This is a genomic window from Planctopirus limnophila DSM 3776, assembly GCF_000092105.1.
Lineage (GTDB): Bacteria > Planctomycetota > Planctomycetia > Planctomycetales > Planctomycetaceae > Planctopirus > Planctopirus limnophila.
This window is the reverse complement of record NC_014148.1, coordinates 384,206-408,495: the sequence shown is the minus strand read 5'-3', so window position 1 is coordinate 408,495 and position 24,290 is coordinate 384,206. Positions and strand designations below refer to the sequence as shown.

General features: G+C 53.4%; 21 protein-coding genes and 1 tRNA gene. 14 read left to right on the top strand and 8 right to left on the bottom strand.

Annotation, left to right across the window (positions count from 1 at the left end):
• Positions 1-67 precede the first annotated feature (67 nt).
• From PLIM_RS01690 to PLIM_RS01675, 4 genes are all read left to right on the top strand, one after another.
• Positions 68-547 carry a DUF423 domain-containing protein gene (locus PLIM_RS01690; RefSeq protein WP_013108610.1) on the top strand — a complete coding sequence of 160 codons (480 nt, stop codon included), beginning with the start codon at positions 68-70 and terminating at the stop codon, positions 545-547.
• 231 nt (positions 548-778) lie between these two features.
• On the top strand, positions 779-1,276 hold the full coding sequence (locus PLIM_RS23530; RefSeq protein WP_013108609.1) for an ArsR/SmtB family transcription factor: 498 nt from the start codon (positions 779-781) through the stop codon (positions 1,274-1,276).
• Positions 1,277-1,443: 167 nt separating this feature from the next.
• Complete coding sequence (locus PLIM_RS23965; protein WP_013108608.1) at positions 1,444-1,851, top strand: hypothetical protein; 408 nt, start codon at positions 1,444-1,446, stop codon at positions 1,849-1,851.
• Positions 1,845-2,234: a hypothetical protein gene (locus PLIM_RS01675; protein WP_013108607.1), complete on the top strand. Its 390-nt coding sequence runs from the start codon at positions 1,845-1,847 to the stop codon at positions 2,232-2,234. Before PLIM_RS23965 ends, PLIM_RS01675 begins: the two co-directional genes overlap by 7 nt.
• A 156-nt stretch (positions 2,235-2,390) precedes the next feature.
• Here the strand turns inward: PLIM_RS01675 and PLIM_RS01670 are convergent.
• Positions 2,391-2,464, bottom strand: a tRNA-Asp gene (locus tag PLIM_RS01670).
• 253 nt (positions 2,465-2,717) lie between these two features.
• Positions 2,718-3,839: an LptF/LptG family permease gene (locus PLIM_RS01665; RefSeq protein WP_013108606.1), complete on the bottom strand. Its 1,122-nt coding sequence runs from the start codon at positions 3,837-3,839 to the stop codon at positions 2,718-2,720.
• A 405-nt stretch (positions 3,840-4,244) separates the two neighbouring features.
• On the opposite strand from PLIM_RS01665, the gene leuC reads away from it, so the two are divergent.
• The 4 genes from leuC to PLIM_RS01645 all read left to right on the top strand — a co-directional run bounded on the left by leuC (position 4,245) and on the right by PLIM_RS01645 (position 9,074).
• Positions 4,245-5,651, top strand: coding sequence for a 3-isopropylmalate dehydratase large subunit (leuC, locus tag PLIM_RS01660; protein WP_013108605.1), 1,407 nt, complete (start codon positions 4,245-4,247; stop codon positions 5,649-5,651).
• A 97-nt stretch (positions 5,652-5,748) separates the two neighbouring features.
• A complete protein-coding gene (locus PLIM_RS01655) occupies positions 5,749-6,357 on the top strand; it encodes a Uma2 family endonuclease (RefSeq protein WP_013108604.1) in 609 nt (202 codons plus the stop codon).
• A 106-nt stretch (positions 6,358-6,463) separates the two neighbouring features.
• Positions 6,464-7,075 carry a 3-isopropylmalate dehydratase small subunit gene (gene leuD, locus PLIM_RS01650; RefSeq protein ID WP_013108603.1) on the top strand — a complete coding sequence of 204 codons (612 nt, stop codon included), beginning with the start codon at positions 6,464-6,466 and terminating at the stop codon, positions 7,073-7,075.
• 508 nt (positions 7,076-7,583) lie between these two features.
• The gene (locus tag PLIM_RS01645) at positions 7,584-9,074 is read left to right on the top strand and encodes an MFS transporter (RefSeq protein ID WP_041400906.1); all 1,491 of its coding nucleotides are present in this window, start codon (positions 7,584-7,586) and stop codon (positions 9,072-9,074) included.
• A 66-nt stretch (positions 9,075-9,140) separates the two neighbouring features.
• Here PLIM_RS01645 and PLIM_RS01640 read toward each other — a convergent pair whose 3' ends face one another.
• Both PLIM_RS01640 and PLIM_RS01635 read right to left on the bottom strand, forming a co-directional pair.
• The gene (locus tag PLIM_RS01640; protein ID WP_013108600.1) at positions 9,141-9,584 is read right to left on the bottom strand and encodes a hypothetical protein; all 444 of its coding nucleotides are present in this window, start codon (positions 9,582-9,584) and stop codon (positions 9,141-9,143) included.
• Positions 9,585-9,632: 48 nt separating this feature from the next.
• Positions 9,633-10,901, bottom strand: a complete 1,269-nt coding sequence (locus PLIM_RS01635; RefSeq protein WP_013108599.1) for a lactate racemase domain-containing protein — start codon at positions 10,899-10,901, stop codon at positions 9,633-9,635.
• A 335-nt stretch (positions 10,902-11,236) separates the two neighbouring features.
• Here PLIM_RS01635 and PLIM_RS01630 point away from each other — a divergent pair, with 335 nt between their 5' ends.
• The 3 genes from PLIM_RS01630 (at position 11,237) to cysC (ending at position 13,829) form a co-directional block, all read left to right on the top strand.
• Positions 11,237-11,875, top strand: a complete 639-nt coding sequence (locus PLIM_RS01630) for an RNA polymerase sigma factor (protein ID WP_013108598.1) — start codon at positions 11,237-11,239, stop codon at positions 11,873-11,875.
• A 272-nt stretch (positions 11,876-12,147) separates the two neighbouring features.
• Positions 12,148-12,693 (top strand): PspA/IM30 family protein, encoded by a 546-nt coding sequence (locus tag PLIM_RS22240; protein ID WP_013108597.1) that lies wholly within the window; start codon positions 12,148-12,150, stop codon positions 12,691-12,693.
• A 524-nt stretch (positions 12,694-13,217) separates the two neighbouring features.
• Positions 13,218-13,829: an adenylyl-sulfate kinase gene (gene cysC / locus PLIM_RS01615; protein WP_013108595.1), complete on the top strand. Its 612-nt coding sequence runs from the start codon at positions 13,218-13,220 to the stop codon at positions 13,827-13,829.
• A 700-nt stretch (positions 13,830-14,529) separates the two neighbouring features.
• Here the strand turns inward: cysC and csrA are convergent.
• Both csrA and PLIM_RS24880 read right to left on the bottom strand, forming a co-directional pair.
• Entirely contained in the window at positions 14,530-14,727 is a 198-nt protein-coding gene (gene csrA / locus PLIM_RS01605; protein WP_013108593.1) for a carbon storage regulator CsrA, read from the bottom strand.
• Between the two features lie 348 nt (positions 14,728-15,075).
• Positions 15,076-15,204, bottom strand: coding sequence for a hypothetical protein (locus tag PLIM_RS24880; protein WP_261340084.1), 129 nt, complete (start codon positions 15,202-15,204; stop codon positions 15,076-15,078).
• Between the two features lie 126 nt (positions 15,205-15,330).
• On the opposite strand from PLIM_RS24880, the gene PLIM_RS01595 reads away from it, so the two are divergent.
• Entirely contained in the window at positions 15,331-17,955 is a 2,625-nt protein-coding gene (locus tag PLIM_RS01595; protein WP_013108591.1) for a M14 family zinc carboxypeptidase, read from the top strand.
• Positions 17,956-18,018: 63 nt separating this feature from the next.
• On the opposite strand, the gene PLIM_RS01590 is transcribed toward PLIM_RS01595, so the two are convergent.
• Positions 18,019-19,227, bottom strand: coding sequence for a cofactor-independent phosphoglycerate mutase (locus tag PLIM_RS01590; RefSeq protein ID WP_013108590.1), 1,209 nt, complete (start codon positions 19,225-19,227; stop codon positions 18,019-18,021).
• 155 nt (positions 19,228-19,382) lie between these two features.
• Between PLIM_RS01590 and PLIM_RS23960 the strand changes: the two genes are divergently transcribed.
• Both PLIM_RS23960 and PLIM_RS01585 read left to right on the top strand, forming a co-directional pair.
• Positions 19,383-19,721, top strand: a complete 339-nt coding sequence (locus tag PLIM_RS23960) for a hypothetical protein (protein WP_013108589.1) — start codon at positions 19,383-19,385, stop codon at positions 19,719-19,721.
• Positions 19,722-19,784: 63 nt separating this feature from the next.
• Entirely contained in the window at positions 19,785-22,268 is a 2,484-nt protein-coding gene (locus tag PLIM_RS01585; RefSeq protein WP_013108588.1) for a DUF4159 domain-containing protein, read from the top strand.
• Between the two features lie 52 nt (positions 22,269-22,320).
• On the opposite strand, the gene PLIM_RS01580 is transcribed toward PLIM_RS01585, so the two are convergent.
• Complete coding sequence (locus PLIM_RS01580) at positions 22,321-23,526, bottom strand: Y-family DNA polymerase (protein WP_013108587.1); 1,206 nt, start codon at positions 23,524-23,526, stop codon at positions 22,321-22,323.
• Positions 23,527-24,290 lie beyond the last annotated feature (764 nt).

Sequence of the window (24,290 nt, the reverse complement as noted above, 5' to 3'; positions counted from 1 at the left end):
AATAGAATCTGAAAGGTGCGGGAGTCGGGTCATTCGAATTCAATAATTCAGAACATGAAGGTTCTCCATGAAACCTCAATGGTGGTTGATCATCGGTGCCATGATTTGCGGGACGAGTGTCGGCACGGGAGCGTTTGCCGCTCATTCCCTGACCGATCATTTTGCCGTTGTCTACGCAGGGCAGACGCGTGAGGTAGCGGGGGAAGTGATTCCACTGGCACGCAAGTATCTTCAGGATTTTAAGACTGGTGCGGAGTACCAGATGTTCCACGGCCTGGCCCTGCTGGCTGTCGGCATCTGGGCCCTGGTCAAGCAGCAGAGTGGCCAAACGGCTTCTCGATTGCTGAACTGGGCAGGATGGATGTTCCTGGTGGGTGTAATCCTCTTTTCAGGGAGCTTGTATACACTCACTCTTTCAGGAGTTCGTGTCCTGGGTGCCGTAACACCTCTCGGTGGAGTCGCATTTCTGGCTGGCTGGGCATTTCTCGCTGTGGCAGCGTTTGCTGATCAGAGAAGTTCGATTACTGAAAAGTCAGCTGCAAGTTGAAGCAAGCCATGGATTTACAACTTGTTCATAATTTTGAATGCATTCGATATATTGTATCTAGGAGCCGATAACGTGCAGCAAAACCCTCAAATTGCATCGTCACATCCAAAAGTCGATGCGTTTTACCTGGATGATCGTTTCAACAATCAATGATTGTGCTATCATTAGCTGCAGGATCCACGGGCCGGGTCAGTGCGAATTGCCACTATGATGGAACAGGAAAGGCCCTTTATGTCCTTCTCGCTGCCCAATGAGGGTACGTCACGTCCCCTTTGGACAAATCCGGAAGTCTTTGATCGCATTGCAGAGCGATTACGAATTCTGGCGCATCCCCATCGACTGCGGATGGTGGAAATGCTGCTCGCTGGCAAATATTCCGTCGGAGAGTTGGCCGAGTCTTGCTCGATTCCGAGCCATATGGCTTCCGAACATCTGCGACTCATGCAGCATTGCGGTCTTCTAGGGAGCGAGAAAGAGGGTCGGTATACTTACTACCGTATTGCCGAGCCGAATCTGCAAAGACTGCTTTCCTGCCTAAAGGATCAGCAATTTGGACTCGATGAACCGGGAATGGTCAGCCATAACCCAGTGTCTGTCACATCTAATTCTGTTGAGTCAGAATCCCCAGATGCAACCGATGGTCTGAAATGTTCGAAAGATGCGGTCGCATCCAATGGTGAGAGTCAATACATTGAAAAGCTGCATACTCCGACAGAATTGAACGGGTAGACCGTTTCATTAATTGTCGTTTTGGCTGTTAAACTGCTCTTCAAATTGGCCATGAAATCAAATCTCCAAATCGAGAAAAGAATCTGGTTTTCGTCCAATCCCTACGGCATTCTGAATGTCAGTTCGCGTTGCTCAGTTAGAGGCGTTGAGTTATTCAGGATACTTCGATGCCAGACAATCCTCATTCATCCGACCATGGGGTGGCTGCTACTGTGGACAGGCTAGATTCCACGGCTAGCTCTAGGTCACCGACGTGGTTGTGGCAAACAACGGGGGCTTTGGTCGGCGCAATTCCTGGACAACTTCTGTTATTTCTCCCAGTGAATCAACGAATTGCTTTGTCTATTGCCGGCGCATTGATTGGGCTTATGGCTTTCTATGAAGGGATTGGTCTGCTCAGATTGCTTGCACTGTCGTTATTTCCTTTGCTTGGCAATGGAGCGGTTGTGGTCCTCGATGAAGTTGGTGTCGAGCAAAAAAAAGTGAGCGTCAGGAGACAGGAAACGCGTTCGAAATCTGGATTACGACCGTTGAAGGGATTGGCAGACCATGGCTGGTGCTGTTCGCTATGGTGATTGCAGCCTTGATCGCAGGCGGCATCGGATGGATTGACTCCTTGAGCATCAAAGAGGGAAAAGCTGGTTGGATATTACCCTACGATAACTCCAGGGTAGATCTTGGAACACAGATCGCTTATCTGGCTTACTCAACAAGTGCGCTGGCGGGGTTTGGCGCCGTGACTTTGTTTTCCCCCAGATATCGTCGCATCCTTGGTTTTGCCACATTGGTCGCCATGATCTTTGCCTCAATTATCGCAATTGCGAGCATCAGAGAATTGGCGAAGTTTATCGATTTTGTGACCCTATTCATGATCATGGGAATGTTTGCGACGTTGATGGGGATCCTGCTTATCACTCTGTTTCCGACTCCAAATGAAGACCAATTGGAGAATCAGTGAGTGTGCAATGAGGGAGCGGCGTATTCCTTGAGCAAGAATACGAGCTTGATTCCAAACTTCAGAATACAAAACAAAAACGCCTTGCTGACATGCCCTTCGATCGGGAACATCAGTAAGGCGTTTTAATTGTGATCATCACATGTTGACAATCACAAGCGAGGCCGGCGGGGCTCGAACCCGTAACCTCCGGATCGACAGTCCGGTGCTCTAACCAATTGAGCTACGGCCCCGGAGAGAATTTTGTTTCGCAACAAGCTCCTCTGCGAGATAGAGCGATTGTAACCCGTTGCGAGCGTGGGTCAACCGAACCGGCTCTGTTGAGTTGCTGAAGAGACCCCGAGATCCTCAATCGCTCTGCATTCCTGAAACTTTCGCTACAACCAGTCACTCGGAGATCTGCTGCGAATTTTCAGGGATTCCATCCCAGAATTAGACTGAACACCCGGATCTCATATCCCCACAACATATTGGTGGAATTGGGGGTTACGACCGAATCATGTCCCGCGTCCAGGCGGCCATCGCGCCACCGATAAAGACCGGGAACCAGGCGGCCAGATCGGCGGCAATGATTCCCGAAGTGCTCAGGTAAGCCGAAAGTTGCATCATGCCGAACAAAATTCCTTGTGCGACCGCACATACGCCGGAATCCATGACAAGACCTGCACTTTCTCGGCGGACAAGCAGGGGTAAGGAAAGCAGGACGGCAATCAGGTTGATCAGCGGTTGAGTCAGACGACCGTGAACCTGAGTGACAAACTTTTGCACCGCAAGTGGGCCGTAAGCCTCATTGCGAATGCGCCCAAGAAGTTCACTGGTCGAGAGGTAGTTTGAACTCGATTTGCGTTTAAACAACTGATCGCAACTGACGGGACTGGCAATAAACAGCTCTCCGCTGCGACCCACTTTCCTTACGATTTCCTGCCCACGCGGGGTCAGTGCCAATTCTTCAAACTGAGGTGCGGCTCCAAAAATCACCCAGCCATCGGGGCGCTGACCGGCGGCTTTCCGGAAAATGGCCGTGGTGCCACGAATAATCGTGAGATCATGCACGATTAATGGAGCTGGCAGGACAAACTGAGCTCCCTCCAGTTGGGAATCTGCCAGACTGACCTTCTCGCCATTGATCGAGATTTTCGTCGAATAATCGTAAATCGGTTCGACCTGACCACCTTCACCCGTCTGGATGCCACGCCCGCCGTGGGCCGCGTGAGCAATGACCGGAACCACAAGCTCCTGATTGGCGACGAGCACTGCCGTGACAAGGACGGGGCCAATCATCAGGGCTCGCAACACGCGGTACATCGGCACCCCGGCTGCCAGCATCGGATGGAGTTCGCCAGATCTTTGAAAGAGTACCAGCACCACCATGACGGCAATCACCATCAGCGATGCGCCGCCACGATCCAGAAAAAAAATGGCCTGATAGCCGTAGTAAGTTCCAATGGAAACCAGCAGGGAAAGTGCTCCGCCACTCTGATTATTGAGCATGAACTCGTCGAGATTTTCCAGAAGGTCAATCGTGACGACCAGCCCGAACGCTGCCACAAAGCATACGAAGAAGACGTAGAAGAAGTTTTTTAGCAAGTATTGATCAAATGTCCACACTGCGATTCATCCTGAATGTCCGCGTGGCAGAATCTTTGCCGAGCCATCCTCTTTTCCGACTGAGCAGCCCATCATCGCCAATCAGAACTGAACTCATGACCAGATTCCGGGGTCATTGATGAAAGGGGATTGAACGTTGTAACCGTCCTACCGGTCAAGGTCGATTCTTCTCAGGCAGTCGAATCTTCACGGGCCATCAAATCTTCTCGGGCATTCGACTTTTCCTCTGTTGAGAATAACCCCACGCGGCAGGACAATCAGTTACAATGTTACTCCCGGTGTGCTGACGATCAACATCTGGCTGTGAAACATGCAGCCGGTTGTTCGATAAGGCACCCGAATGATGACTGTGGGCTCCTCGGGGGCCAAAAACTTTTTCGCTCGATTTTTGAAGACACTCTGACCATGACAGACATCCGCAATCTCTTCAACAAAGTCTGGGATCTCCATGCCTGCCAGACACTTCCTTCAGGTCAGGATCAATTGTTCATTGGCTTGCATCTGATCCATGAAGTGACCAGTCCTCAGGCTTTTGCCATTCTGCGAGAGCGGAATTTAACGGTGGCTTACCCGGAACGGACAGTGGCTACGGTGGACCATATTGTCCCCACACAGAGCACCGCGCGACCGTTTGTCGATCTTCTGGCCGAAGAAATGATGTCGGCAATCGAGAAAAACTGCCGCGATTTTGGGATTCGGCTCTTTGATCTGGTTGATAACCGCCAGGGCGTGGTTCACATTGTGGGGCCTGAGCAGGGCCTCACGTTGCCGGGCATGACCATTGCCTGCGGCGACAGCCATACAAGTACGCACGGTGCGTTTGGGTCGATTGCTTTTGGTATTGGTACCAGCCAGGTGGCCGATGTTCTGGCTACACAGACATTGGCTCTGGCACGGCCGAAAGTCCGCAAGATTGAAGTCACTGGCCAATTGAAACCTGGTGTTTACGCCAAGGACGTCATTCTGCACATCATCCGCAAGCTCGGTGTGCAAGGTGGTGTGGGCTATGCCTATGAGTATGCAGGTGATGTGTTCGACCGGATGTCGATGGAAGAGCGTATGACCGTCTGCAACATGAGCATCGAAGGGGGGGCCCGTTGCGGGTACATCAACCCTGATCAGACGACAGTCGATTACATCCAGGGGCGGCCTTTTGCGCCGCAGGGCGAAGAATTTGAGCGGGCTGCCAAGTGGTGGTTGAGTCTGGCCAGTGGCAAGGACGCTCAGTTTGATGACGTGGTTGTCTTCAAGGCTGAAGAGATTGAACCCACAGTGACCTGGGGGATTACGCCTGCTCAATCCGTCGGTGTCAAAGAGACATTGCCGACGATTTCCAGCTTTCCTGCTGACGATCAGAAGGTGATCAGCGAAGCCTTCCAGTATATGGATCTGAAGGAAGGTCAGCCGATCCAGGGGCTCAAGATCAATGTGGCGTTTATTGGTTCTTGCACGAACGGTCGCATCAGCGATCTGCGGGAAGCTGCCAGGATTGTCAAGGGGCGCCATGTGGCTGCCGGTGTGAAGGCACTGGTCGTTCCAGGGTCACAACTGGTGCGTAAGCAGGCCATGGAAGAAGGGCTGGACAAGATCTTTGAGGAAGCCGGCTTTGAGTGGCGAGGTGCCGGCTGTTCGATGTGCCTGGCCATGAACCCCGACAAACTTCAGGGGAACGAAGTCTGTGCTTCCAGCAGTAACCGGAATTTCAAAGGCCGCCAGGGGAGCCCCACCGGCCGCACATTACTCATGAGCCCCGCCATGGTCGCCGCCGCCGCCGTGACTGGCGCCGTGACTGATGTGCGGGAGCTGGATTAGTCGAGTCGTGCTTCAGGCTGCTACTCTTCCGATGAGTTTGTTTTGATCGCTAGCGCAGTTTCACAGGATAATCGCTGTTCACTTGGAAGAAGAATCCATGGCACAAGCCCTGACAACTCAGCAGAAAGCAGAGACCCAGTTATGGGTCGATGATCTTTTTCGCCAGTTGGAAGGGATCGAGGGGAAGGCTGAGATTGTTGATGGAGGGATCTTTCTCATGTCTCCTGCAGGTGCCTGGCACACGATCGTTTCCACGAGAATCGGACAGTTGATCGAGCATTACTCACAAGCGACCCGCCACGGGATTGCTGTTTCCGATAACGGAACATTTCGGTGTGTATTGCCACATCGGCAATCGTTTTCGCCAGATGCTGCCTATTACGTTGGCCCGCCAGCTCGCTTTGAACCCTTTCCTATACCACCCGTGTTTGCCGTGGAAATTCGCAGTCGAGACGACTATGGCCCCCGAGCTGAAGTGCGTCTGGCAGACAAACGTCACGATTACTTTGCTGCGGGAACACTGGTCATCTGGGATGTTGACTTACGTTCGCCTCAGGTTGTTCGTGTCTATCGTTCAAGTCACCCGGAGGAACCGACAATCTATCGGGATAACGAACAGGCAGAGGCCGAACCTGCTTTGCCCGGTTGGTCTGTCCGTGTGAAGGATTTTCTGCCCGATGATTGGGAAGTTGAAGCATCGCTTTAACATTTCACAATCGGGGGTGAGACTATTGCCCCAGGTGATGGGAAGTTCGTTATCTTTAAGGTTTATTGTTTAACAGCAGTTTTTTGATACGTACCAGAAAGACACCATGGTTCAAGCCATTACTCAAGTGACAGGGTCAGCCGTTCCACTTTTGCTGGATGACATCGACACAGATCGCATCATTCCCGCGCGGTTTCTGCGGTGTGTGACCTTCGACGGCCTGGGCGAGCACGCCTTTGAAGATGACCGGATTCAAGACCCTTCACATCCGTTCAATCAGGCCCAGTTTCAAGGTAGCAAGATTCTGGTGGCTGGCCGTAATTTTGGCTGTGGCTCATCGCGCGAGCATGCACCACAGGCCCTGATGCGCTGGGGCATCCAGGCCATCATTGCCGAATCGTATGCCGAGATTTTCTTCGGGAACTGCGTCTCGCTAGGGATTCCCTGCGTGCGAGCCAGTCGAGCCGACCTCGAAGCTTTGACGAAGCTCATCAATGCAGATCCTCGCACGTCAGTCGCCATCGATCTGCTGGCTCAGACCGTGACTGCACAATCGGAAAGCGGCCAGCAAGTTAAGGCAACTGTCGAGATTCCCCCGGGTGCCAGGCAATCACTGACCACGGGAGGCTGGGATTTTCTGGGCCAGCTGCTGGATGGAGAACCCAAAGTCCGCGCTCAGGTTGCCAGAATCCCTTACCTGCAGAAGTTTGCAGTTTAAATCCAATGACCAGGTCTTTGTTCAGATCGTCGTAACAGTGATCAGGCAAAAATTGTTGTTGCAGGAATTGAAGTGAACGATCCAAAGCCCGGCTCTATTGGCCGGGCTTTTTCGTGGAGATTGCCGACCTTCGATGGATGGCAACTGGTAAATTGCCAAGGGCTTTCCCTTAGGAAAGGTACCAACTGATCGCGTGATGATCTGTCCCGGTGATACAAGTCCTGCGGATACTGAGGGCATGGACTTTGACGAGTGCTCCTTCAAATTGGTTCCCGGGCTTGCGTTGGCCCCCCAATTGAGTTGTATTGGCAGGCTTTGATTCGGGTAGGTTTTGGAGAAATGCCCGGAGAATGCATTTCATTAATTGACGGCGGTTTTCAAACCTCCGATCTCACTCGGAACTTGATCCGCTAGACCTGTTGACGCGTCTCCCATTGATTCCGGGCAGCTTTGCATTCTGGAGGATGCTGCTTCTGAACAATGAGATTTGCCAGAAAGCCAAGCTGATATGCACCACATTGATACACCGGCTCAATCGTCATCTCCTGTCCTTCCCGGGCCCTGGTGGCGATCGATGACTCGCTACCACTGGTTCGTCCTGCTCGTGGCCGCTCTGGGCTGGCTCTTTGATTGTCTCGATCAGCAGTTGTTCGTATTGGCTCGACCCGCCGTGATGGAGTCTCTGATTCCTGGAAATTCTGCCGATCCCGCCGTCAGGAGTGCTCAAAAAATGGGTGGCGATATCGCCACATCCATCTTTATTGCCGGCTGGGCGACAGGAGGGTTGTTCTTTGGAATGTTGGGGGATCGAATTGGTCGTGCCAAAACCATGATGATCACCATCTTGCTCTATTCGCTGTTTACTGGTCTGAGTGCACTTTCTGTGGGGTTATGGGATTTTGCCTTCTATCGTTTTCTCACCGGGCTTGGTGTCGGTGGTGAGTTTGCTGTCGGTGTAGCACTGGTGGCGGAAGTCATGCCCAATAATGCGAGACCTTACACCCTGGGATTACTCCAGGCACTCTCTGCTGTTGGTAATGTTTCTGCCGCCATGGTCAACCTCTCTTTGGGGCTTGCCGAAGAACAAGGGCTGCCGTACAGCCCCTGGAGGATTATGTTTCTTATTGGTGCTATTCCTGCACTTCTCGCTCTGGTCGTTCGTCGATACCTCAAAGAGCCAGAGCAATGGACCGCTGCTTCAACGAGTGAGCTAAAAGAAAAGCAGCTGGGATCTTATACGGCTCTTTTCAAACACCCGGTTTGGCGAAAGCATGCCTTATTGGGGCTGGTGCTAGGATGTGCCGGAGTGGTGGGGTTGTGGTCGGTTGGATTTTACACTCCTGATTTAACAAGAGAAATTCAGAAAAAACCGATCACGGCCCAGGTCCTCGAAGAGTTCAAAGCGGTTCATGGATCCGAAACGATGGATCGTGTTCTCGCGCAGCCCCAAGAAGGGAGTGCGCCACGCAATCCCGACGACCAAAAAATTCTGGAGAGCTTCGAGAAGACTGTAAAAGGGCGACTGAGCCGGTGGCCAAGTTACTCTTCAATCATGCTGAATATTGGCGCCTTCTTTGGAATGTTCGGATTTGGTGCACTTTCACAAAAGATCGGTCGAAAGCCCACATTTGCGATTGCATTGGTAGCCGCTTTTTCAAGCACCGTGATTGTCTTTCTATTCCTGACGGAGCTGTGGCAGATCTTCGTTTTTGTGCCGATCATGGGTTTCTGTCAGTTGTCGCTCTTTGCCGGCTACGCGATCTATTTTCCAGAGCTTTTCCCAACCTGGCTCAGATCAACCGGAACCAGTTTTTGTTACAACGTCGGGCGTTTTGTGGCAGCGACGGGGCCCATCGCCAAAATTGGTCTCGATTCGATTTACGCAGGCTCGGAACATGCGACACGTTACACTGGCGCTACCATGTGCTTTGTGTTCCTGATTGGTTTAGTGGTACTCCCCTTCCTGCCGGAAACCAAAGGGAAACCACTGCCAGAATAGAGTCAGTCGGACACTTCCTAAGAAAAGAAATCCCGGTGGTGGCACTGCACTCCGGGATTTCTCTTTTCAGGTGCCGGGATCTGCATCATCCCCGGCTGTGGAGGAAGTCGTGGTCTTTCTGGAGCGGTGAGCATCGACCTGCTGCTGCAGCACTCGCTGCTGCTCCTTGAGCTGCTCTAAACTGAAGTGGAGCATCGCCCGCGAAGAGAAAAAGTCGGCAACCGCCAGAAGACCAATCCAGAGTGCAATCAGCAGCACGCCAATCCAGAAGGCCGCCATCAGGACGGCGGCAGGCCTTTGCTCCATCCAGAGATCTCCCGCAGGAATTAACAATCCTTCCAGGATGATCAACGCGGCAATCTGGATCCGCCGTCGAGCCCGCTTTTGCTGTGCTGAGATCGCCTTGGAATTGCCCGGATTCTCACTCGATAGGCCCCACGCGTGCAGCAAAAGAGCTGCCCCCGTCAAGACCAGCAGAACGCCTGCGACTAATGCCGGGATACGGGACACGAAGAGCCTCTTGATTGGGGACGGACAACCAGAACCATAAAATGTCGATCAATCCTCGACATGAGTCTGCGCTTGCCGGGCTTTCCCACGCACATATTGTGCACCACCCAGCAGAATACAATCGGTGGTTCCTTCCAGCAGCCGGTCGACTTCCTTCAGGCTGGCCAACGGATGCAGAAACAGCTCTTCCAGGATATCACCCTCAGGCCCGCCGAGCAGATAGACGGTGGCAAAATCGGCTGTTCTCAGCATCTGATCAATCGAGATTTCATCGACAGGCTGTACGGTTTTCACACGACGAATGGCATCACGAGGTTGTGTGCAATCCCGAACCAGCTCCCAGCCTTCGGTCAATTCGGCAGAGAGGTCGGTGAGTAACACAACGCGCCCGCCATTAATGACCAATCGGCGGGCATTCTGAGCAGCCCGGCTGACATCTTCCCAAGTGCAGGGTTGCCCTGTCTGTCCTGTGACCGCAGCCACAACGGTCTCTGACCTGCGATCGACATTGAGCACCCAATGCTCACGAATCGCCTGGCGTCCCAGCCGATGGACAGAATCCGGTTGGCCTGCCAGCACCTGAGCAACTCCAGTTCCACCAGCCGCGGGAACCAGTTCGATGGAGAACTGCAGACCCAGCATCCCAGCGACTTCTTCAGCGAGTTGCCGAATGGGGCGTTCGTCTTCGGCATGCAATTCATCATGACTGGCTTTGTTAAGCCTCTGGAGACTTTCGAGGTTTGTCAGAGCCGGAAAGATGGCGTGGATGGCACCGCAGAGACCATGGACGGGATCCGCTTCGACGGTGGAGACGGGAATAATAAAATCGGCATCCAGCAAGGCCCGTGAAAGATAAATTCGTTCGCCACTGAGACTGCTGCCCAGATAGCCAGAACCATGCGGATCGGCTGGTTGATGGATTTGCCATTGGACTTCGCTGGCGATGTCCGTTGGGAGTAGAGACCTCGGATCCGTCGATGGCTTCGATAAGACAGGAGCGTCGATAATGGTCAGTTGAGCCGGTGCGATGCCTCTTTCAGCCAGAATCTGCCACAATTCTTTGACGATCACTTCCCGACGGGGAACACGGTGATTGAGCACAATCACCACGCGATCATCAGGGATCAGTGCTTCACCCAGAGCGGGAAAATCGCAAGGCATGCGGCAAGCATTGGCAACCGCCTGTGAGAGATCTGCCAAAGGAGCCGGGCCAGTCTGTGTAGCCACAATCGAACTGGCATCGAGCGAACAGAGCCACGAAGAGCTGGCTCCAAACGACATTGTGGGACTGGTATTCGAGGGGGATTGCGAACTCATCGGTATTCTACTTGTCAATAATGCGGTGCAAACTCTGCGAAGCGAAACGATCCATTGTCGAGTTGTATAGCTGCACGCGGGGGGCGATTGGCTCACCGAACTCTGATTGGGCGATCTCTGCAGTTTATGAGGTTCAAGTTTATACAGAAATTCAAAACTTCAGCCTGATTCCTGCACAACCAACTCTTGCCTCACGATAGACAATTTACAGAGGGAATCATACGCTGCGCGGACAGCGATCGTGCAAAACTGGTACTTGTTCACGCCCTGCTGGATGATCACGTTGCCAGAGACAATGCCAGTTCGTGTTGATGTCGAGGAATATTGTTGGTTTTATGAGTTCTCAGGCCCCCACGGATGATGAATTGATGCTGGCCGTCCAGACGGGTGAGACGCGGGCATTCAATCAGTTGGTATCGCGTTATCAGGGGCCACTGATGGGTTTTTTCGTGCGTCAGATCCATGACGTGCAACAGGCGGAAGACCTGACCCAGGAGACGTTGCTGCGGGTTTATAACCAGTCGTGGGATTATCTGCCGCGAGGTGCATTTCGCGGCTGGCTGTTTCGGATTGCCAGAAATCTGCTGGTCGATAACTTACGCCGCAGGTCGAGCGACGCCTTGATCCATACGATTCAACCTCGCCAGGAAGAAGACGAACTGTTGCAGAACATGGTGGGAGAGATCGGCTCCCCGGAACAGGTGGCTGATATTCGCGAAATCGCGGCACTCGTCGATGAGTTTTTGAAAGAACTTCCTGAAGAGCAGCGATTAACGTTCATTCTGCACCACTACAACCAGTTGACGTTGCCCGAAGTGGCTGACTCGCTGGAAGCCAATCTGCCCACCACCAAAAGTCGTCTGCGTCTGGCGAAAGAAAAGCTGCGACAGAAGCTGCAGGCTCGCGGAATCCTCGAATTCCCGAATTTGCTGGCTGAGGCTGACGGAGAAAGCCGCTCGCAGGAGCTGGATTAAGGAATCGGTACTGCAGAAAGTCCATTCAGACAGAAACCCCAGGAAACGATAAAATCTCAGAAGGTGCTTGCCAGAAGTGATCCGCAAACGATATTCAATCGTTCTTGAAGCTATTCAATCGGTTTTGGGATGGAGAATCGAAGATTTGTGTTTGAAGAACAAATGATTCTGCCGTTCATCGATTCGAAAGCCGTCTGGCCAGCTGGTTTGTGGTTTCGAGGAGGTCATCTTCTCTGCCTGCAGCCTGATATCAGTGGAGAGTTGTACGCATTATGAACTACTTCAGCCGATTAACAGATATCGTAACCTGCAATCTTTCCCAGTTACTGAAAGATGAAACCGACCCAGTTCAGGCTCTGGAAAAAATTATCGAGGAGATGGATCAGGGAATTGCCGGCGCCCGGAGGAGTGTGACGGCAGCACGTCTTGCAGTCGATCGCATGGAGGGCGAAATCTCCGAACGCCGGACTCAGATTATGGCGTGGCAGAATCGAGCCAAAACCGAGTTGCAAGGTGGCAACGAAAGTGGTGCCCGTTTAGCTCTGGCCAGAAAAACCGAGGTCGAAGACCTGGTGGCGGGTCTGCAACAACAGCATCGAGCAGCCCAGAATACATTTGAGCAGTTACAAACGACTGAGCGAGCTCTGGAGTCAAAAAAAGCCGAGGCCGTTCGAAAATTAGCCAGTCTCCGTGCGGGATACGCGACTGACGATGCGGAAGACTTCCCGCAAGAGGCCGGGATTAGCCTGCAACAGGATCGAAATGAGCGAATCAATGCCGATCTGGATGCACTGCGGAAAGAGTTGCTGGCCGGATAAGGCCGTTCGCCTCACTTAAAGAAACTCCCTCGACATTCGACGTGTTTTGCCACTCTCTCTGGTCAAATGCTCAACTGAACCAGGCAAACTTCGAGTAATACCCCTCTGGGCTCGAACAGTGCGCTCTTGAACTCTGTGCTCTTGAGTATTGATCCCGTCTTTGGGCCTCGCTTGGCAGCACCTGTCCACTTCTGCTTCCATCCGGACGAGACTTTTCCTAACATCACGGCTCGGGAAGAAATTCCGGCTGCGACAGGCGACATACGTCCATCCATCGCAGACTGAAATTGGCCCAGTATTCTGGTGCCAGTCACCTCTCCTGGTGATCTTTCACGAGTGGTCTTTCAAGTCAACGTACAGCATGCCTGCGGATTTCCTGCAACACCTCCAGGGATTGCTGGATCTTGCTTAGAATCCTCGGCCTGTAGGAAGTCTCGTCAGAGCACTCGATGTTCCTGTATGGCTCCCGAATGATATTTAACCGTTTTGAATTGAATCTGCAGACCAATGGGAAGGTGCCTCTGATGACCGAACAAAAAGCGACGAACGTGACCTGGCATGAACACAAAGTGAGCCGTGCTGAGCGAGAAAAGATTAAGGGACACAAGGGAGCCGTGCTGTGGTTCACAGGGCTCTCCGCCTGTGGCAAGAGCACCATTGCCAACGAAGTCGATTATCTTCTGAACCAGCGTGGCATTCATACGATTGTGCTCGATGGCGATAACATTCGTATGGGTTTGAACAAGAACCTCGGATTCTCCGCCGAAGATCGCGCTGAAAACATCCGCCGGATTGGTGAAGTGGCCAAGCTGTTTGCCACCTCTGGTACCATCGTGGGTACGGCTTTCATTTCGCCTTACAAGGCTGATCGCGATAAAGTGCGCGCCATTCTGGCTCCAGGCGAGTACGTCGAAATTTATGTGAACGCTTCGCTCGAAACCTGCGAAAAGCGTGATCCGAAGGGCCTCTACAAGAAGGCACGTGCTGGCGAACTCAAGAACTTCACCGGGATCGATGACCCCTACGAAGCACCCGAAAAGCCCGAACTCGTCCTGGATTCGGACAACAAAGGGATTGCCGAACTGGCTCAGGAAGTGGTGGCCTATCTCGAGCAGAACGGCTACCTGAAGGCGTAAGTCGATTTGCCACATATCGCCATTTAAGGCCGCGTGGTGAAAGTTCTGACAACATGCTTGCCCAAAGCTGCAAGCATGGCACATTGAGAACTCGATAGAGCCTGAAAAAATGCGACAACCGACGGGAATCTCCTGCATGAGATTGCCGTCGGTTGTGCATTTCAGGCCAGCTTCAAGCGGCCATTTTTCATCTCGACCGCAACTTCTCCATCAATCGTTGTTCATAACGATCACGATGTTTAGAAGTTGTTTCGAGCATGTTCAATACTGATGGTTCCACTTCCCCTCAAAAATGGAGTTCATCAGACTTTTGACCATCAGGCACGGTGAGTTGTCCCAGCGAAAAGGGCCTCATGGCGTCACTTGTCGATCGGATCAACTGATGATTGGATGCACCTGTGGCGATGGTCTCGATAACTGCTTTTGCACCTCCAGGCCTCCAGCAGGAGCCGCGACTCCTGCCGTGAAAACCTGAGTATGGTTGACCAAATCAGAGCAGAGTCGACGCGAGATGATTTCTTCAACAGGCCTTGGCAGTCGCGAAATTTGTCTCGATAAACCCACCAGTGACGGATGGGCATGGACTCCAGATTTCGTCAACACCGTCCGGGCTGGATGAATCATCGTCTGTTGCGATCCCTGCAACCCACAGCAGGGAACACAACCGATCATTTCTCGCACCTGGTGCTCGATAACGTCCTTAGGACTTGGCAACAGGCTCAACGGTTCGCTGATTCTCGCGTTGAATCGCTTCGTAAACTTCCTGCCGATGAACGGGGACTTCAGTCGGGGCTTCAATGCCCAGCCGAACTTTGTCGCCGCGAATATCGACGATGGTGATCTTGATGTTATCTCCGATGAAAATGCTTTCATCGCGTTGACGTGAGAGGACAAGCATCGGGCAATCTCCTGTGTGCTGTCCAGATCGAGCACGGCCATGTGCGTCCGTTGCAGATGCTGGAGGGGTGTGGCTCTGCGGTCATAAATTGTTGTTTGAAACCGAATCCCAGACCTCGAATGTTCTGTGACGCTGCCCGTCATGGGCCCATCCGTCATGGATGGAAAGTGCTGGTCATCAGCAGGCGTCACAGAGATTCGAGAGATGGGACTCAGGGTCGTCATGATCGTTTCACCTCTGATGGCTGACTTTGCCAGGTGAACCGTGACAACCGCGACACCCTATGAATCGGCGATTCCGACGAATGTTAAGAGTTTACGACGACACAAATTGGGATTCCTGCGCAAATCACAGGGCAGTCTGACACTTGTAGAGAGAATTCATGATGTGCCGGTTGTAGCGAGTCCCAAAGTGCTGCATCCCGCCGAAGAAAATGTCAGGATCGATCGCAACTCCCGCTGGACAAGTCCCAGCCATGCTGGTTATCCCGGATGGGTAGGCGGAGGGTTCGCTCCCCGATGCAAACTCAAAGAAGTCGACAGGATCGACTCCAGAAATGTGACTTTGTGAGTGGGAAATCCCGAGAGTCAGTGAGGAATCCGGATGTTTGCAGTCTGTTCGATGTCTCAGAAGTTCAGGCAGGCCTGGTGTGAATCAGCCATTACGCCAATGTTCACACGACTACCGGTTCTGGTATTTCTCATCGTCTTCGTTGCCAATCCCGGTTTGACGATCGGTCAAGACGCAAAAATCGCTCAACAGTTCGTGGCCAATCCCGATCTGGATGTCCCTTTTGCCAAGTCCAATCCCCACATTTCCAGCAGCCCGGCAACCTACCTGGGGCGGCCGGTAGGAACCGACTTTCAGCTTGCCGACTGGAAACAGGTGGCAGGTTACTATCAGAAGCTCGATCAAGCATCCGACGCATTGTTGCTGCAGAATGCTGGTAAGACGACTGAAGGGCGAGATCTGCTGGTGGCGGTGATCAGCAGCCCTGCGAATCTGGCACGTCTGCCGGAAATTCAACGAGAGGCCAGATTAATTGCCGATCCTCGGCTGGGAACAGCCAATGACCGTCTATTGGCCCTCGCCCAGGGAACACCCATTGTCCTGATCTCACTCAGCATGCATTCCGATGAACCAGCCTCAACAGAAATGGGGATGCAGCTGGCCTGGCTCCTGGCAACTTCCGATGAAGCCCCCTGGCGTGAAATTCGCGAAAACGTCGTCGTGGTGCTGATTCCTTCACTGAATCCAGATGGTGTGGATCATATCGTTTCGTTCTATCGGGAGCGGGTTGGTACCCCCTATGAAGGAGCTGCTCTCAATAAGCTGTATCAGTTCTACACAGGGCACGACAACAATCGTGACTTCTTCAGCCTGACGCAAAACGAAGCGCGCCTGATGACCCACTTGCTTTACCATGAGTGGAAGCCGCAGGTGATGTGGGATGCCCATCAGTATGGTGCCGGGACTCGCGAACGGTTTTTTGTGCCACCTTATCGCGATCCGCTCAATCCGAATCTGGATCGAGATGTGGTCGCAGCAATCAATCTCATGGGAACTCGTGCTGTCGCCGACATGACACGGGCCGGGCATTCAGGAATTGCGACGGGGATTGGTTACGACAACTGGTGGAACGGCGGGAATCGATCAGTACCAGCTCGCCACAACATGGTGGGGATTCTGACAGAAGCAGCTTCGGTCAACATCGCTTCGCCAGTTTTCATCAAACCCAGCGAACTGAAAGATCCACTCCAGCGGCCCGAATATCTCCCCTCCAACCAGTTTATTCATCCATGGCCGGGAGGTTGGTGGCGACTGCAGGATATCGTCAACTACGAACTCGCCTTTGCAAAGTCGATGTTGAGCAGTGTCAGCCGGGAGCCTCGATTCTGGCTGGAAACGACACACGCCGCCGCCAGTCGAGCCATCAGCGATGGCCATGGAAATGGCGTGCGGGGCTGGATCATTCCGGCTCAACAGGTGGATCGCCACGCCATTCGTCGGTTTGCCGATATTCTGCTGCTTTCGGGAATCGAGCTGCATGTGGCCACCAAGCCCCTGCTGATCGATGGCCGGAGTTATCCTGCAGGATCGATCGTGATACGTCGTGATCAACCCTATGGTCGCCATGCGAAAGATCTGCTCGAGCTTAAGGGATTTCCTGCCGGGGAAAAACCTTACGATGTCTCTGGCTGGGCGTTGGCCCATCTTTTTGGACTGCGCCGCGTGGAGGTGCTGGGAGATCTGCCTGACGATCTGCAGCCTGTCGCCACGGCTGATGAAGCAATCCGCGGCATGACCATTGATGCGCGTATTGCCGCTGGCGACCGGCAGACATTGTCCACCAGAGATTCAGGCTCATGGAAAGCACTTACAGCCAGCCTGGGTCGTGGTGATGCGTGGGAGGTGGCCACCCAGGGAAAACTGACCGGCTTAATGCGTCCTGCCAACTCTCCATTTGGTATGGATGAAGCCACAGAGAAGGTGACGATTTCCCGTCTGCCCAGAATTGGACTTTATGCACCATGGACAGCGAGCATGGATGAAGGTTGGCTGCGCTGGGTGCTGGATGATGCGGGAATCCCCTTTGTCACAGTTCGTAACGAGATGCTTAAAGCGGGAGAACTGCAGGAGTTTCTCGATGTCCTCATCCTCCCCGATGTGACATCGAAAACCATCAATGAAGGGCGGGCACCAGGAACGATTGAGGAACGCTACGCCGGTGGGCTGGGGCCGGAGGGAATTCTGGCGATTGATCAGTTCGTGAAGCAGGGTGGCAAGTTGATCACCACGGAAGGATCAGCTGCCTGGGCGATTTCCCAGTTCAGTTTGCCCATCGAGAATGTGGTCACTTCGAAGGATGCGGAAGGATTTTCCTGTCCCGGCAGTGTGCTGCGTGTGACGCCTGCAGACGATCCATTAACTGCCGGTTTGCCCGATTCCATCCCCATGATGTTTTCTGGTTCTGCAGCGTGGCAACTGAATGAAGGGAAATCTGGTAAAGCGAATAAATCGCAGTTGAAGACTTTAGCGAGCTATCCGGAAAACAATCTGCTGCTGGCGGGTTTCATTGCAAGGCCAGAAGTTCTGGCCCAGAAGGGAGCCTGGGTCGAAGCTAAAGTCGATGCGGGGAAAATCCACCTCTTCGCCTTCCGCCCCCATTACCGCGCCTGGTCGCAAGGAACGTTTCCTTTACTCTTCCGGGCAATTTTGTTGCCGTAGAGTGCGAAATCATAATTTCCGTCGGGGATCACTGCCTGAAAACATTAATCAAGGCACCAAAAACTAGCCCTTCACACCATTCACCAGCAGGTTCATCAGGTCGCAGCCTCGCGTCAGGCGGGTGCCGGCGCGGGTGGCTTCGGGTTCGCTGTAGTGGGTGGCATTGTCCTGAGGAACATTCGTGCCACAGAGCGCGAAGGGCGAATAGCCGTGGCTGTGCGTTTTTGTCCGCAGAAACGTGGGGTGATCGGGGCAGACGAGCAAGCGGTACTCGCCCTGTGATTTCAGATATTCATGCACAGGGCCGACAATGTGCCGGTCGATTTCTTCGAGGGCTTTCACCTTTTCGAAGGCGTGGCCCTCATGAGAAGCTTCGTCGGTCGCTTCGACATGCACGACCATCAACTCGACGCCGTTTTTCAAAGCGTCAATCGCGTACCGGCCTTTCGCTGCATAATCGGTATCCAGATAACCCGTAGCCCCTGGTACCTCGATGACTTTCCAGCCAATCAATCGGCCAATGCCTCTTAAAAGATCGACAGCGGTGATGACGGCCCCTTGAGGGCCATACTTACTGGAGAAAGCTTCAAGCGCAGGCCTCTGGCCTTGTCCCCACAACCAGATCTGCGTAGCGGCATTGTCGCCGCGAGCCTGATTGGCAGGGTGCTTCGCACAGAAGTCGCGACTCCACTCCATCAGTTTGAGCAGCTCATCGGCACCCTGGCCTTGCGGCAGGTGAGGCGCAAATGGCTGATCAGTGACATCGTGCGGCGGAGTGGTCGATGTCGCTTTATCGAAAGGTGCCGTTCGGCCTGCACCACGGAAGATCAGCAGATTGCGGTAGCTCACTCCTGGAAAAAACTCCCAGGGGGAATCTGCGGGAAGTGCCGCCTGCATCTCTTTTAAAAGTGAAGCTGCCACATCACTGGGAATCTGCCCGGCTGTAAAGCTTTTCATCAAGCCATCATGCGTCGTGACGAGATTGCAGCGGACGGCCCAATCCTCCGGCCCGAGCGTAATCCCTTGAGCAGCCGCTTCGAGCGGGGCACGACCGGTATGAAAAAGCAGTGGGTCATACCCAAAGAGGCTCATAGTGCCGACATCACTCCCCGAGGGCATAGGAAGCGGGACATGATCGGCTTCTCCTACCATTCCTATCGCGGCGACAGCATCCATATGTGGGATGTGGGCCGCTTCGAGAGGGGTTTTTCCCTTGAGGATTGGCTGGGGTTCATCGGCACAGCCATCGGGAATCACCAGCACCAGTTTCATAGGATCGCTTTCGTGGAATCATGTCGAAATGCAGAAAATCACAGCCAGTCGGTGCTGTGATTGGTCGAATTCGGCCAGAGAACTCCGGGAGTCTCTTCGCGGCAGCACTTTTGGTGGCTATAATTCGGTGCAGTGTAGCCGAAGAGAGGAAATGTATGCGACTGAGGCCTCAGGTTTCATCATCGGTTGGTGTACGCAGTTCGCGTTGGAAAGCGCTACTGCTGGTGGCGTTCTGTGAAGTATTCTGTTCGTCATCGGTTTGGGCATGTCCTTCGTGCAAGCTTCTGGCAGACCAGCAGAGTGAACAGCCGCGTGCGTACATGCTCAGTGTCTTCTTCATGCTGGGAATGATCGGTGCTGTTTGCGGAACCGTCATTTTCGTACTTTACCGATTGCACAAATACGAATGCCTGCAATTGGAAGAAGCGGGCTATTATCACTTGTTCGACAATGCAGCCAGCCCTGCCCCTGCTCACGAAGCGACTGATCATTGAGCGGCGAAACTTTGTGATAGCTCGCTTGGAGAAGGCGGGAACCAGGTAATTGACGGATAGCTCATGCACCCACAGGTCTCATTGAACCATCGAGCTTTCCGGAGAGTTCGCCGCGAATTTTCCCCATGGGCCATGCGGCTGATCGTATCAATTATCGGCCTGTTTGCGGGAGCAATCCCCTGTGCCACAGTGACAAGTGGTGCCGAGTTAACGGCTGCTCGCGTCCTCGAATCGATTGATGCAGGTCGTGAATTTCTTTTGACCCGGCAAAAGCAGGACGGTTCGTTTGATGCGGGGAACAACCTCGGGCATCGCTCGGGTGTTTCCGCCTTGTGCACTCTCGCCTTGCTGAACAGCGGGATGGAAGCCAACCAGCCACAAATTCGTAAAGCTCTCCAGTATCTCAGGCGTCTTCCGGAAGACGAAATCTCCCAGACTTACGATATCTCGCTGGTGATTATGGCATTGGTCGCTGCGAAAGATTCCAGCACCAACGATCTCCCCCGGATCGCCCGGCTGGCCAGTCGATTAGAAAGCTGGCAGATCCGCGAAGGGAACAGCGGGTCGTGGACTTACAGTTCGCCTGGTGGCGGGATCAATCTGGGCGGAGACCGCAGTAACGCCCAGTATGCAGTGTTGGGCTTGCGCGAAGCTGCCGAAGCGGGCGTCGAGATTGATCGCAAAACCTGGGAACGCATTCGTACCCATTGGACGAGCCAGCAGAACCCGGATGGTGGCTGGAATTACTCCTCTGATGGCCAGAGCACTGGGAGTATGACTGTCGCTGGTGTGGCCACGCTATCGATTGTGGAACAGATGCTGGTGGAAGATCGAAAAATTGGGCCCGATGGTTCGCCACCTTGCTGTGAACCGGCAGAGCCCAACGAAGCTCTGGATCGAGGGTTAAGGTGGCTGGCCAATCGATTTACACCGCTTCAAAATCCCGGATCGGGAACATGGTTGCTCTACTATCTTTATGGCGTTGAACGTGCTGGCCGGTTGAGTGGACAACGTTTTTTTGGCCAGCATGACTGGTACCGCGAAGGTGCCGAAGTGCTGCTCAAGGTGCAGAACCAAAGGACAGGAGCCTGGGTTGGCGTGGGCTTGTATGAATCGGAACCAACAGTGGCCTCGGCTTTTGCACTGCTGTTCCTATCCAAAGGTCTGGCACCCGTCTTGGTGAACAAGCTCAAGTATGGGCCACCCAACCCGAATCGACCCGGACATACCTTAACCGACGATTGGAATCGGCATCCACGCGATGCCCGCAATCTCACGGAGTATCTGAGTGGTCGGCCGTTATGGCCCAAGTTGCTCACCGCGCAGGAAGTCGATCTTTCAAAAGCTGTCGCTGCCAAATCCGTGGCATCTCTTGCACAGGCTCCCGTTTTATACATCACCGGCCAGGATGCTCTCGATTTGACAGATGCGGAAATTGCCCTGCTCAAAGAGTATGTCGAACAGGGAGGCTTTATTCTGGGAGTGGCCGGTTGCCAGAGTGCACGATTTGAAGAAAGTTTTCGCGAGTTGACGCCGCGATTGTTCCCGCCCGGCGAAGGTGTGCTCAAAAAACTTTCCTTTGATCATCCGGTCTTTCGCAGCGAGTTTCTGCTCGATCCCGAAGGCTTGGAACTCTGGGGCGTTGATGCTGGCTGCCGCACGCCAGTGATCTTTTGCCCAGAGGATATCGGCTGTTTGTGGCATTACTGGAGCCGGCTGGAATCGGCAAACCGAAATCCGAATCTGCGAGCCAAAGTAATTCGTGCGACGCAGATTGGTACGAACATCATCGCCTACGCCACAGGTCGTGAACCGCCGAATAAGCTGGATTCGCAGGAACTGGCGAATCTCAGCTCGAAAACAGATCGCATTGAGCGTTCCTTCCTGCAGATTGCCCGCATTCAACATTCGGGACAGTGGGATGCAGCCCCGGCGGCTGTGCGAAACCTGCTGACGGCACTCGATCAATCGGCAGGGATCGGCACCAATCCCAAGATCCGTCATTTGCCACTTTCCGATACCAATCTGTATCGCTATCCGCTGGTGTACATGCACGGACGTTCGACCTTCGAACTTTCCTCTGCGGAAATTGAAGGACTGCGAACGTATCTTTCTCGCGGTGGTGTCCTTCTGGCGGATGCCTGCTGCGGAGCCAAGGGCTTCGATGAATCGTTCCGTGCAGCGATGAAAAAAGCCTTCCCGGCGACACCTCTCACGCGCATTCCTGTCACTCACGAAGTCTTCTCAGCGAAATCTGGTCAGGATGTCACGCGCATACGTCGGCGGGTTAACTCTTCCCTGCCCGGTCAGGCAGTGAAGTCGCAAGTGCTTGAAGGTGAGCCGTACCTCGAAGCGATCGAGATTGATGGACGACTGGCTGTAATTTACAGCAAGTACGACATCAGCTGCGCCTTGGAACGACAATCGACCGTCAGTTGCGAAGGGTATGTTCCCGAAGATGCCGTCAAGCTGGCAATCAATCTCGTGATTCATGCCCTGTCACAGGAAGTTCCCTTACCTCCCGAACTGGCCAATCCAGCACCTTAATCGGATGACATCACTGTCAATTTCGTGACTTTCAATCGCGAGGAATCGTCGCCTAATCCGTATCGCGAGGGATGCGACCGAAGGCAATTTTGTTCTCCATATGCTGCCGGTAGTTGTGGACTGAGCCGACATAAACTTTCGAGGGGCCCCATTGCAGATTGATGCGATCCATGGCTTGCGAAACCCGCTGTCGCTTCTGGACTTCGTCGAATAATGGCCTCGAAATCTGTGTTGCCAGAACGAGTCCAGAAACCGAAACTTCCACTTGTTTGGGTGGCGCACCTCCCGGTTGGCGGGTCTGCCAGAGATCTTCAAAAGCTCTCATCAGCGTGTGAGTGTCATCCACGCCGGGCAAGCCAACTTCCAGCCTCGTCTCTCGGCTGCGCGTATCCTTCACCCTCAGATGCAAGGCATTGGCAATGTAGCCGCTCTGCCTCAGTCTCTGGCCCAGTTTGCAGACCAGCCGCTGGAGAATACCGTGAGCCCCGGCTTCGGTTCTAAAGGCGGGATCGAGCACGTTGCCATGACTCATCATGCGACGCCGGGTCAGTTGCTCGGGTTCATCTTCGCCATGAAAACCGGCCCACCAGCGCGCCCCGGTGACGGAACCCCAGATCCGAATGGCTTCATCCCGGCTGATGTTCCACAAATCCCGCACTGAGTGAATGTTGTGCAGCTCCAGCCGAGCCAGCATCCCTTTGCCGATCCCGGTTAATTTCGATAGAGGTAAATGTTCGAGCCGGCCAGGAGGATCGGCTGCCGAGAGAATGGTCAGACCATCGGGTTTTTCGAGCCCGCAGGCAATTTTGGCCAGCAACCGGGAAGGAGCAATCCCGATCGAACATGTGAGAAACGGACTGAAATCATGGGCGAGTTGCTGCTTCAGACGAAGTGCCAGACGACATGCTTCATCAGGGTGCTTGTATTCGGCTGTTAACTTGATGGTCCATTCGTCGATGGAATAGACCTTCTCGACGGGAGCAACTTTGTCGATACTGCGGAGAATCGCTCGATGAACTTCAACGTAGGTCGCGGGCCGAGCCTTGATCAGAACAAGACCGGGGCAGATCTCTCTGGCATCGCGCACTTTTGTGCCCGTTTTCGCGCCATGTTTTTTCGCTTCGTAACTGGCAGCAATGAGACAGGTGTGATCCGATTCCAGCGGCACAATCCCCACAGGTAACCCACGGAGTTCGGGCCGCAGATGCTGTTCGACAGATGCAAAGAAGGAATCCATGTCAGTCATCAGCCAGTTCATGCTCCACCCTTCGCCGGCTTATGAAGTCCACGCTTGAACAGTATAGTGTACGCACGATCCATCCATCGGCAAGGGCATGTACGCAATTTCAGATCATTTTGCCAAAGATCGCTGTGGGCGAAGGGATTTGAGTCCTCGTTGGAGACGGAAGAACTGCTGAGGGACGAGGTTTGGATGCTGTCTTCCCCGTCGAATCAATTCTTGTAGGGCGCCGTATTCGAATTAAGTGTCTTCAATGTCTCTGGAAGCACTTATCCACAGGTCACAATCTTCACGATTCACTCCGTAAACCGTGTCTCGATGAGTTACGAAGCAACCCAGAGTCTCTCCGTTCGTCAGCACTCGATGGATTGCCACATCGCAGTTTTCAAGAGGATTCTACCGGTTGAAACGATTGTGCCAGCGGAAATGAGGGTGATCGTCGGATGGTCGTTCGCTCAAGAATTTGCCCGGAGATTGGCACACAACCTGCAATTCAGTGGGAAAGTGAGACAGGAACGGACAGATTGTGGCGAACTTCAACAGGTGATGCGGCTTTCCCGAACAGTTTGCAGCAAGTTGCAGCGATGGCGAGAAAGTCGGTTTAAAATCTTCTAAGGCAAGCCTTTTCAGATCGACACCCGATCGAGGAAACCACATAATTTGTTGAGAAGTCCGAGGCATTCTGGCACGATCGTGCAGAATGTCTTGAAACTCACCTGTCGTCATGATTCAGAGATTTTCCAGAGGTCCCACCAAAGTATCCACGGCAAGCCATTGGTAGC

Excerpts from the sequence above, each read along its gene's own strand:
- PLIM_RS01690 (WP_013108610.1), top strand. The coding sequence starts at position 68 with ATGAAACCTCAATGGTGGTTGATCATCGGTGCCATGATTTGCGGGACG.
- PLIM_RS23530 (WP_013108609.1), top strand. The coding sequence starts at position 779 with ATGTCCTTCTCGCTGCCCAATGAGGGTACGTCACGTCCCCTTTGGACA.
- PLIM_RS23965 (WP_013108608.1), top strand. The coding sequence starts at position 1,444 with ATGCCAGACAATCCTCATTCATCCGACCATGGGGTGGCTGCTACTGTG.
- PLIM_RS01675 (WP_013108607.1), top strand. The coding sequence starts at position 1,845 with ATGGTGATTGCAGCCTTGATCGCAGGCGGCATCGGATGGATTGACTCC.
- leuC (WP_013108605.1), top strand. The coding sequence starts at position 4,245 with ATGACAGACATCCGCAATCTCTTCAACAAAGTCTGGGATCTCCATGCC.
- PLIM_RS01655 (WP_013108604.1), top strand. The coding sequence starts at position 5,749 with ATGGCACAAGCCCTGACAACTCAGCAGAAAGCAGAGACCCAGTTATGG.
- leuD (WP_013108603.1), top strand. The coding sequence starts at position 6,464 with ATGGTTCAAGCCATTACTCAAGTGACAGGGTCAGCCGTTCCACTTTTG.
- PLIM_RS01645 (WP_041400906.1), top strand. The coding sequence starts at position 7,584 with ATGCACCACATTGATACACCGGCTCAATCGTCATCTCCTGTCCTTCCC.
- PLIM_RS01635 (WP_013108599.1), bottom strand. The coding sequence starts at position 10,901 with ATGAGTTCGCAATCCCCCTCGAATACCAGTCCCACAATGTCGTTTGGA.
- PLIM_RS01630 (WP_013108598.1), top strand. The coding sequence starts at position 11,237 with ATGAGTTCTCAGGCCCCCACGGATGATGAATTGATGCTGGCCGTCCAG.
- PLIM_RS22240 (WP_013108597.1), top strand. The coding sequence starts at position 12,148 with ATGAACTACTTCAGCCGATTAACAGATATCGTAACCTGCAATCTTTCC.
- cysC (WP_013108595.1), top strand. The coding sequence starts at position 13,218 with ATGACCGAACAAAAAGCGACGAACGTGACCTGGCATGAACACAAAGTG.
- csrA (WP_013108593.1), bottom strand. The coding sequence starts at position 14,727 with ATGCTTGTCCTCTCACGTCAACGCGATGAAAGCATTTTCATCGGAGAT.
- PLIM_RS24880 (WP_261340084.1), bottom strand. The coding sequence starts at position 15,204 with ATGGCTGGGACTTGTCCAGCGGGAGTTGCGATCGATCCTGACATTTTC.
- PLIM_RS01595 (WP_013108591.1), top strand. The coding sequence starts at position 15,331 with ATGTTTGCAGTCTGTTCGATGTCTCAGAAGTTCAGGCAGGCCTGGTGT.
- PLIM_RS01590 (WP_013108590.1), bottom strand. The coding sequence starts at position 19,227 with ATGAAACTGGTGCTGGTGATTCCCGATGGCTGTGCCGATGAACCCCAG.
- PLIM_RS23960 (WP_013108589.1), top strand. The coding sequence starts at position 19,383 with ATGCGACTGAGGCCTCAGGTTTCATCATCGGTTGGTGTACGCAGTTCG.
- PLIM_RS01585 (WP_013108588.1), top strand. The coding sequence starts at position 19,785 with ATGCACCCACAGGTCTCATTGAACCATCGAGCTTTCCGGAGAGTTCGC.
- PLIM_RS01580 (WP_013108587.1), bottom strand. The coding sequence starts at position 23,526 with ATGAACTGGCTGATGACTGACATGGATTCCTTCTTTGCATCTGTCGAA.